The following is a 9,598-nucleotide window of genomic DNA, read 5'->3' on the forward strand; positions in this document are numbered from 1 at the left end:
ACGCGGACCGGGTAGGCGCATGGAACGTCGCACTCAGGGCCGGGCTGGCCCTTCCCGACGTGGCCTAGCCACCGACAGGAGAAGCCCCCCGGATTTATCCGGGGGGGAGGAGTCACGGGGAGTACGTATGACAGAGCTTGGGACCCTGACCGAGCCGAGGGCGGTGACCGAGTCCGGGGCTGTGATCGAGACGCGGGGCCTCGCCAAGCGGTACCGCGGCGGCCAACTCGCGGTCGACGGCCTCGACCTCAGCGTTCCCGGCGGCAGGGGTGCGCGGCCGGCTGGCCGTCACCACCCCCGACCCAGGTGAAGCCACCCGCGCCCTCAAGGAGTTGGGCGTCACCGGCATCACGGTCGATGGCGACCGGGTGAGCGCCGAGGTCCCGCCGGGCGACGTCGAACTCGCGGACCTCAGTGCGGCGCTGGTGCATGCCGGCGTACGCCTGCGGTCCTTCGGCGTCGAACGGGCCTCATTGGAGGATGCTTTTGTCGCACTCACCGGAGAGGGTTTCGATGTTGCAGGCTGAAGCCGCAATCGTAGGGGCGGGCAGGGGCACCCAATCCGCTGCCCGCACTACTGGATGTCGTACGCGGACCTGCTGCGCGACCCCTTGTACTGGGACGAGGTGGTCAAGAACCTGGGACTGCAGGGCTTGTACGCGGCAGTGTTCGGCTCGGCGGCCTGGGCCCGCTTCACGGCGAAGGACATCACCGCCTGACGCACGGCGCATCGCACTCGTGCCGTCGGCCGGGCGAGCCGTCCCCCGATCGGCTCGTCGCGGCACGAACGGCACGAACGGTGCGAGCAGCAGGAACGACACGACACGGTACGTTCCGTTTCCGCCTCAGTATTGTTCGACTTCCGGTGATGAACTGTCAACAAGGATTGGCTCAAACGCGCCTAGGCTCACCGAATGATCACATCGCCGAGTTCACTGCGATTGGGGCGTCGGCGCGCTCGGCTGACCAAGGGGCGGGGAAGTGCTTTTGCGGGTGCGCCTCGGTGGTGCGGACGCGGTGCGGGGAATCGGGGCCGGACGGGCGGACCCGGTCCACGCCGGCATTCGCCTGGGCGGTGGGTGAGGTTCCGAAGACCAGGAAGGACAGCGTGGACAGGGCCGCGGTGGCGGTGCGCAGGAGCACGCGGGAGTTCCCGGACGTGCATGTGGATCGGCTCATAAATGTCAGGAAAATATAAGCCTGTGGTAGTTCCGGGATTGCCCGGTGCGACGCGCTCAGAGCCGCCTGAATGCCGTACCGCTCAGGTGGTCCATGTAGGCCCCGACGGCCTGGCTGTCCGCCGCCGGGGCGATCAGTCCCACGTGGTTGTCCGGGCGGACCAGGACGAGGGTGTCGGTGCCTGGCTCGATTCCGTACGCCGTGCGGGCGTGGCCCGCATCGTCGGCCAGATCGGCGGGGCCGCCCGCGTCCACCCCGTACGCCTGCACCGCGTCGCCGTACGCCGCCTCCGTCGCCCGTAGCGCGTCCGCCGTGCCCGGGCCGAAGCCCAGCAGGGTGAAGTGCGGTCCGGCGAACGCCTCGAACAGGCGGGTCGGCAGGCCTGTTCCGGCGTTGCGGCAGGGGGCGTCCGGGGCGCGGTCGCCCGCTCGCAGGCGGGTGGTGGAGCCAGCGGGGGAGAGTGAGCTCCAGCGGTAGCCCAGGCCGAGGCCCGTGGTTTCCCCGGTGACCGCCGCGTCCAGGCCGCCGCCCGGCTGCCGGATCGCGTCGAGCGTGACCCGCAGCCGCTCGGAGGTGATGCCGAGCGTCCAGGAGGCCACGGGCAGCCGCTCCTCCTCGTACGTGTCCAACAGGCCGGGATCCGCCTGGCCGGTGACGACCCGGGCGAGCTTCCATCCCAGGTTGAACGCGTCCTGGATCCCGGTGTTCATGCCCAGTCCGCCCGCGACGGAGTGCACATGCGCGGCGTCCCCGGCCAGCAGCACGCGGCCCACCCGGTAGCGGTCGACCATGCGCTCGTTGACCCGGTACGTGGACAGCAGGGTGGCCTGCGTCAGACGGGTGCCCGGCAGTCCGGTGTGCTTGGCGAAGAGCCACCGGAAGCTTTCCAATGAGGGCGGTACGGGGGCGCCGGCACGGTCCCGCTCCGGCCCCGCCTGGAACCACCAGCCCGACCGCGTACCCGGGATCGGGCACAGCATCACGGCGCCGTCCTCGTCGAACCACTGGTGCCAGTAGCCGCGGTCGAGGCCGTCCACCTCCACGTCCCCGCAGACCATCACCTGCTCCTCGTTCGTCTTCCCCTCGAACGGGATGCCGAGCAGCTTGCGCACCGGGCTGTGGGCGCCATCGCAGCCCACTGCGTACCGCGCCCCGATGCTCCGGCCGTCCGCGAGCCCGACGGTCACCGAGTCGCGGTCCGTCGTCAGCCCGGTCGCTTCCGCGCCGAGTTCGACGTGTACGCCGTACTCCGCCAGGCGGTCCCGCAAGATCTCCTCCAGCCGCCACTGGGCGATCAGCCACGGCCGGTCGTGCGGGGTGTCCGGCGTCGGGCGCGAGGTCTCGAACGGGTCGGCGTCGGCGATCGGCAGCCCGTTCCGGTACTTGCGCATGGGCAGCGGTGCCGAGCCCGCGGCCAGGACCCTGTCGACGACGCCGAGGTCGTCCAGGACCTCCAGGGAACGGGGGTTGGGGCCCTTGGCCCGCGAGCTGCGCGGAAAGCCGGTGGACTTCTCGATGATGCGTACGTCGACGGAGCGCCGGGCCAGATCGCAGGCCAGGGTCAGGCCGGTCGGACCCGAGCCGACGATCAGTACCTGGGTGGTGGGTGCGGCTGTGGGCATGCGGACTCCTCGGTTGCGGTTCCGTGGGCCCCCAGAAAAACGCAACTGAGTTAAAAAAGCAACTGAGTATCGGTGCGGGTGCCGGTCACTTCGCCGGGGCTGCGACGGAGGAAGACGAAGCGGAATCCCCGGCCGTCGGATTCTGCTGCTCCGCCAGCTGCGCCGCACGAGTCTGCGCCTGCGCCCTCGTCCGCCGCGCCGTCCGGAACGCGTCCCACGTCAGCAGCGTGAGCGCCAGCCACACCAGGGCGAACCCCGCCCACCGCTCCGGTGGCATCTCCTCGTGGAAGTACAGGATGCCGAGGACGAACTGGAAGACCGGCGCCAGATACTGCAGCAGGCCCAGCGTGGAGAGCGGTACACGGATCGCCGCCGCCCCGAAGAGGACGAGCGGCGCGGCCGTGACGACACCAGTCGCGGCCAGCAGCGCCGAATGACCGAGACCCTCGGAGGTGAACGTCGAATCGCCCTGCGCACCCAGCCACAGCAGATAGCCGAGCGCCGGTACGAACAGCACGGCGGTCTCGGCGGCGAGCGACTCCAGGCCGCCCATGTCGACCTTCTTCTTCACCAGGCCATACGTCGCGAAGGTGAACGCCAGCGTCAACGAGATCCACGGCGGCCGTCCGTAACCGATCGCCAGCACGAACACCGCCACGACACTGGTGCCGACCGCCACCCACTGCAAGGGGCGCAGCCGTTCACCGAGGAGCAGGACGCCCATGGCGATGGTGACCAGCGGATTGATGAAATAGCCGAGCGATGCCTCGACGACATGGCCGTTGTTCACGGACCAGATGTACAGACCCCAGTTGACCGTGATCACGGCCGCCGCGACCGATATCAGGCCGAGCTTCTTCGGCTGCCGTATCAGCTCACCGATCCATGACCAGCGCCGCAGCACCAGCAGTGCGATGCCGACGACCCCGAGGGACCAGACCATGCGGTGGGCGAGGATCTCGATCGCGCCGGCGGGCTTCAGCAACGGCCAGAACAGCGGGACGATCCCCCACAGGCCGTATGCGCCGATACCGGACAGCAGTCCGGCCCGTTGTTCATTTGTCCCCTTCACGGGCCCTCCCGGCATGTCTTCGTGTCAACTGCTCCGCCGACTGCACGACGGTAGCGTCGGGAGGACGCCATGTCATAGCCGTATCGCCATACGTTCATGACATGGGGCCCGTGAGGTGCGGCTGCACGGTGACCTTGTGCTCGTCGGCCGGAAGTCGCGGCGCGCGACACGTACGACGCGCAGAGGCAGCAGGCTTCCCCTTCCTGAGCTGCGTCGTCAGTCCGGCTGAGGCGCGCGCCCCTCCTCCAGCGTCCGCAGCGCCCGCGAAACATCGAACGGCAGAATCGTGACCGCCACATGCGGCAGCTGCGCCAGCGTTCTCGCCATCTGCTCACCCGTGCCCCGGTGCAGCAGTTTTCCGAGCACGTTGGTGTACGTCCGCCGGGGGACCAGCACCGTGAGCCAGGTGTCCCCGTCCTCCGTGGTGCGGGACGCGAGCTCCTTCATCGCATGGCGCAGCCGCCGGTCCGGGCACTGCACGAGCTCCAGGGAGACGGAGGTGGCGGCCGTCGCCTCCCACCGGGCGGCCAGCCGTCGGCCGTACGCCTCGTCGATCGCGAAGTGCACCGCCCGGATGTCGTCCGGGCGCAGCTCATGCGCGTACCGCAGGGCCTTCAGTGTCGCCAGGTCGAGCGTCTCGACGAGGACGAAGACCAGATGGCGGCGGAAGCGCGGGCGGTCGGCGCCCGGAGCCTGGATGCTCTGCAGCACTGCTGCCTCGCGGCGGTACTCGCGGTTGATCCGCGTCAGCGCCCAGACCCCGAGCGGGAAGACCACCACGACCAGCCAGGCGCCCTCGGTGAACTTGGTGACGGCGAAGATCAGCACCACGGTGGCCGAGCTGACCGCGGCGAGCCCATTGACCGTGATCTTGAGCCTGCGGTACGGCTCCCGGCGCCGCAGGTGGTACGCGGTGAGGCCGGCCCCGGCCATGGTGAAGGCGGTGAACACGCCGATCGCGTACAGCGCCACCAGCCTGTCCACGCTGGCGCCGGTCACCAGCAGCAGCGCCAGGGAGACGACGGCCAGCGAGATGATGCCGTTGGAGAACGCCAGCCGGTGCCCGCGCCGGGTGAGCACCCGCGGCAGGAACCGGTCCTTGGCGACGAAACTCGCGAGGTAGGGAAAGCCGGTGAACGGGGTGTTGGCGCCGGTGTAGAGGACCAGCGCGGTCGCCAGCTGTACGAAGATCAGCCCGGCCGTACCGAGCGGCCCGCTGCCGAACGCGAGATGGGCCTCCTGCGCGATGACGGTCGGTGTGCCGTCGATGTACGGCACGGCATGGGTGAAGTGCGCCAGCGTGGAGACACCGAGCACGAGGATGCCGAGCACTGTGCTCATGGCGATGAGGGTGCGGCGGGCGTTGCGGCCCTGAGGTTCACGGAACGTGGAGATGCCATTGGAGATCGCTTCGAGCCCGGTGAGGGACGAGCCGCCGTTGGCGAACGAGCGCAGCACGATGAAGAGCGAGGCGCCGTAGAGCCAGCCGTTGCCCGGGGTGCCGAGCGGCACGACCCCGGCGGCGTGCAGATCGGCGTGCGGCAGCTCGCCCGTGAGCCCGCGCACCGCCGCGACGGCAAGGACCAGGCCGACGGCGGTCATGAAGAGGTAGGCGGGCAGCGCGAAGGCCCGGCCCGCCTCGCGCACCCCGCGCAGATTCCCGTACGCGAGCAGCACGATGACGGCGACGGAGACCGGGAGCTGGAGATGGTCCAGCCCGGTGAAGTTCTCGCCGACGAGATGGGCGAGCGAGATCAGGGCGTTGGTACCGGCCGAGACCTGCACGGCGACGGTGACGATGTAGTCGACGAGCAGCGCCACGGCGGCGATCTGCGCGACATTGGGCCCGAAGTTCTCGCGGGCGACGACGTACGACCCGCCCGCTCGGGTGTAGATCATCACGACATCGCTGTAGCAGAGCGTGAGAAGCAGCAGTACGAGCAGGATCGCGCCGGTCACCGGCATGAGCAGCGTGAACGCGGCGGCGCCGACGACGGGTACGAGAACCCGGAGCATCTCCTCGGAGCCGTACGCGGACGAACTGATGCAGTCGGAGGCGAGCACCCCGAGTGCCGTCCGGTTGTTCAGCTTCTCCTCGCTGATGCGCTGGGTGGTGAGCGCTCTGCCGAGCAGACGCCGCTTGATGCGGTACGCGGGGCGGTCGAGGGTCATGGCCACATGGTGCGCGGTGGCCGGCCGCACCCCTGGCCGCAATCGCCGGACGGGCCGAAATTCAGCCCGTCCGGCGATTCGAAGTACCCCTGGGGGTGCCGTCGGCCGATGTTCCGCTAAGGGCTGTCCCGTAATCCCTGGCGGGCGCGCGACGACAGCTACGGCACCTCGCCGCGTTGTCGGAACGTCCGCATACATCGAGTATGCGGACGTCCCTCCGCCTTGCGATGCACCGCATCTGACGCTGCGCGCTGATCTACCACGGATTACGGGACAGCCCTTAGCCGACGACCGTCCAGTTGTCGTTGCCCGCGAGGAGTGCGGCGAGGTCGCCCTTGCCGTCTCTCTCGACGGCGGTGTCGAGCTGTTCGGCCATCTGCGTGTCGTAGACCGGCCGGTCGACGCTGCGCAGTACCCCGATGGGGGTCTGGTGCAGGGTGTCGGGGTCGGCGAGCCGGGACAGTGCGAAGGCCGTGGTGGGGCTGGCGGCATGGGCGTCGTGGATGAGGATCTGCGACCGGTTCTCCTCGGTGACGGTGACGACCTCGAGGTCACCCGTGGCCGGGTCGCGGACGACGCCCTTGTCGTCGTCCGCGCCGAAGAGGATCGGCTGTCCGTGCTCCAGCCGGATGACCGCGTTCTGCGCCTGGTCCTTGTCCTTGAGGACCTCGAAGGCGCCGTCGTTGAAGATGTTGCAGTTCTGGTAGATCTCGACCAGCGCCGTGCCCGGGTGGTCGGCCGCCGCGCGCAGCACGCTTGTGAGGTGTTTGCGGTCGGAGTCGATGGTGCGGGCGACGAAGGAGGCCTCCGCGCCGATGGCCAGGGACACCGGGTTGAAGGGGGCGTCGAGCGAGCCCATGGGCGTTGATTTGGTGATCTTGCCTACTTCGGACGTGGGGGAGTACTGCCCCTTGGTGAGTCCGTAGATCCGGTTGTTGAAGAGCAGGATCTTCAGGTTCACGTTGCGGCGCAGGGCGTGGATGAGGTGGTTGCCGCCGATGGACAGTGCGTCGCCGTCCCCGGTGACGACCCAGACGGACAGATCGCGGCGGGAGGAGGCGAGGCCGGTGGCGATGGCCGGGGCGCGGCCGTGGATGGAGTGCATCCCGTAGGTGTTCATGTAGTACGGGAAGCGGGAGCTGCAGCCAATGCCGGAGACGAAGACGATGTTTTCCTTCGCCAGGCCGAGTTCGGGCATGAAGCCCTGTACGGCGGCGAGGACGGCGTAGTCACCGCAGCCGGGGCACCAGCGCACTTCCTGGTCGGACTTGAAGTCCTTCATGGACTGCTTGGCCTCGGTCTTTGGTACCAGTTGCAGGAGTTCATTGGTCTCAGGCATCGATGGCCTCCTTGAGTGCCGTCGCGAGCTGTTCGGCCTTGAACGGCATTCCGTTGACCTGGTTGTAACTGCGCGCGTCGATGAGGTACTTGGCCCGGATGAGCGTGGCCAGCTGGCCGAGGTTCATCTCTGGCACGATGACCTTTTCGTAGCGCTTCAGTACCTCGCCGAGGTTTTTCGGGAAGGGGTTGAGGTTGCGCAGGTGGGCCTGGGCGATGGGCTGTCCGGCGGCGCGCAGCCGGCGGACGGCGGCGGTGATGGGGCCGTAGGTGGAGCCCCAGCCGAGGACGAGTGTCCGTGTCTCGCCCGGATCGTCGATTTCGAGGTCGGGGACTTCGATGCCGTCGATCTTGGCCTGACGGGTGCGAACCATGAGGTCGTGGTTCGCGGGGTCGTAGGAGATGTTGCCGCTGCCGTCCTGCTTCTCGATGCCGCCGATGCGGTGTTCGAGGCCGGGGGTGCCGGGGATGGCCCATGGGCGGGCCAGGGTCTGCGGGTCGCGCTTGTACGGCCAGAAGACTTCGGTGCCGTCGGCCAGTCGGTGGTTCGTGCAGGTGGCGAACTGGACGCGCAGGTCGGGGAGTTCGTCGATCTCAGGGATCTTCCATGGCTCGGAACCGTTGGCGAGATAGCCGTCCGAGAGCAGGAACACCGGGGTGCGGTACGTCAGTGCGATCCGGGCGGCGTCGAGTGCGGCGTCGAAGCAGTCGGCGGGGGTTTTCGGGGCCACGATCGGGACCGGGGCCTCGCCGTTGCGTCCGTACATCGCCTGGAGCAGGTCGGCCTGCTCGGTCTTGGTGGGCAGGCCGGTGGACGGGCCGCCGCGCTGGATGTCGATGACGATCAGCGGCAGTTCGAGGGAGACGGCGAGTCCGATGGTCTCCGACTTCAGGGCTACTCCGGGCCCGGACGTCGTCGTCACCGCGAGTGATCCGCCGAACGCGGCGCCCAGTGCGGCTCCGATGCCCGCGATCTCGTCCTCGGCCTGGAAGGTGCGTACGCCGAAGTTCTTGTGCTTGCTGAGTTCGTGCAGGATGTCGGAGGCCGGGGTGATCGGGTACGAGCCCAGGTAGAGCGGTAGATCGGCCTGCCGGCCCGCGGCGATCAGCCCGTAGGAAAGTGCCAGGTTCCCGGAGATGTTGCGGTACGTGCCCGTCGGGAAGGTCTGCGAGGCGGGTGCCACCTCGTAGCTGACCGCGAAGTCCTCCGTTGTCTCCCCGAAGTTCCACCCGGCGCGGAACGCCGTCACGTTCGCCTCGGCGATCTGTGGCTTCTTGGCGAACTTGGCGCGAAGGAACGCCTCGGTTCCCTCGGTCGGCCGGTGGTACATCCAGGAGAGCAGCCCGAGCGCGAACATGTTCTTCGAGCGTCCGGCCTCCTTGCGGGAGAGCCCGAACTCCTTCAGCGCCTCGATCGTGAGCGTGGTCAGCGGCACCGGGTGGACGTTGTACGCCTCCAGTGAGCCGTCTTCCAGGGGACTGGTCTCGTAGCCGACCTTCGCCATCGGGCGCTTGGTGAACTCGTCAATGTTGACGATGATTTCGGCGCCGCGCGGCACATCGCCGATGTTGGCCCTGAGAGCGGCCGGGTTCATCGCGACCAGGACGTTCGGGGCGTCGCCCGGCGTCAGGATGTCGTGGTCGGCGAAATGCAGCTGGAACGACGAAACCCCCGGCAGGGTGCCTGCGGGGGCGCGGATCTCGGCGGGGAAATTCGGCAGCGTGGAGAGGTCGTTCCCGAAGGACGCGGTCTCCGAGGTAAACCGGTCACCGGTGAGCTGCATACCGTCTCCGGAGTCACCCGCGAAGCGGATGATCACCCGGTCCAGGCGGCGGATCTCCTTCTCGCCGACGCCCGTGTGATCGGAACGGAGGGCACGCTGCCCCTCGACGAGCGCCTCGCTGGCCTCATCGGCCTGTTCGGCTGGGCTACTGACCTGGCTGGTCACTGAACTGGACCTCCCTCGGGGCGGCGGCTCGGGACCCGCCGGCCCACCGGCGGTCCCAAGGCCCACCCTACGTCGGTAAGGGTCGCCTTCCCTGGATCGATCATATGGTGGACGTTGTTTTGAGACGCGACTTGATACCGGTTTGTCATGTTTCGCAAGCCCCCCAGTCGTTCGGTGAAGACGCTGTGCACTCATTCTTTGGTCCTAGGGCGTGTTTCGAAAGTCCCGTCCGGTTGCCGGGGGCGTCTGGTGCGCACGCACCAGAC

At 68.5% G+C, this 9,598-nt stretch carries 6 protein-coding genes and 2 pseudogenes; 2 read left to right on the forward strand and 6 right to left on the reverse strand.

Annotation, left to right across the window (positions count from 1 at the left end; genetic code table 11):
* Nucleotides 1-260 precede the first annotated feature (260 nt).
* Nucleotides 261-527: pseudogene (locus ABT115_RS30310) on the forward strand (ATP-binding protein DrrA1-3 family domain-containing protein); the annotation flags it as partial.
* 27 nt (nucleotides 528-554) lie between these two features.
* Nucleotides 555-719, forward strand: a pseudogene (locus ABT115_RS30315) (ABC transporter permease); the annotation flags it as partial.
* 199 nt (nucleotides 720-918) lie between these two features.
* Here the strand turns inward: ABT115_RS30315 and ABT115_RS30320 are convergent.
* The 6 genes from ABT115_RS30320 to ABT115_RS30345 all read right to left on the reverse strand — a co-directional run bounded on the left by ABT115_RS30320 (nucleotide 919) and on the right by ABT115_RS30345 (nucleotide 9,332).
* Nucleotides 919-1,179 carry a hypothetical protein gene (locus tag ABT115_RS30320; RefSeq protein WP_351796565.1) on the reverse strand — a complete coding sequence of 87 codons (261 nt, stop codon included), beginning with the start codon at nucleotides 1,177-1,179 and terminating at the stop codon, nucleotides 919-921.
* A 56-nt stretch (nucleotides 1,180-1,235) separates the two neighbouring features.
* A complete protein-coding gene (locus ABT115_RS30325; RefSeq protein ID WP_351796568.1) occupies nucleotides 1,236-2,801 on the reverse strand; it encodes an FAD-dependent monooxygenase in 1,566 nt (521 codons plus the stop codon).
* 85 nt (nucleotides 2,802-2,886) lie between these two features.
* Complete coding sequence (gene rarD, locus ABT115_RS30330; protein WP_351796571.1) at nucleotides 2,887-3,873, reverse strand: EamA family transporter RarD; 987 nt, start codon at nucleotides 3,871-3,873, stop codon at nucleotides 2,887-2,889.
* Nucleotides 3,874-4,089: 216 nt separating this feature from the next.
* On the reverse strand, nucleotides 4,090-6,045 hold the full coding sequence (locus tag ABT115_RS30335; RefSeq protein ID WP_351796574.1) for an APC family permease: 1,956 nt from the start codon (nucleotides 6,043-6,045) through the stop codon (nucleotides 4,090-4,092).
* Nucleotides 6,046-6,325: 280 nt separating this feature from the next.
* A complete protein-coding gene (locus tag ABT115_RS30340) occupies nucleotides 6,326-7,384 on the reverse strand; it encodes a 2-oxoacid:ferredoxin oxidoreductase subunit beta (RefSeq protein WP_351796577.1) in 1,059 nt (352 codons plus the stop codon).
* Nucleotides 7,377-9,332 carry a 2-oxoacid:acceptor oxidoreductase subunit alpha gene (locus tag ABT115_RS30345; protein WP_351796580.1) on the reverse strand — a complete coding sequence of 652 codons (1,956 nt, stop codon included), beginning with the start codon at nucleotides 9,330-9,332 and terminating at the stop codon, nucleotides 7,377-7,379. Before ABT115_RS30345 ends, ABT115_RS30340 begins: the two co-directional genes overlap by 8 nt.
* Between the last annotated feature and the right edge of the window lie 266 nt (nucleotides 9,333-9,598).

This window comes from Streptomyces sp. NPDC001832 (assembly GCF_040297265.1).
In the GTDB taxonomy this organism is placed as follows: Bacteria; Actinomycetota; Actinomycetes; order Streptomycetales; family Streptomycetaceae; genus Streptomyces.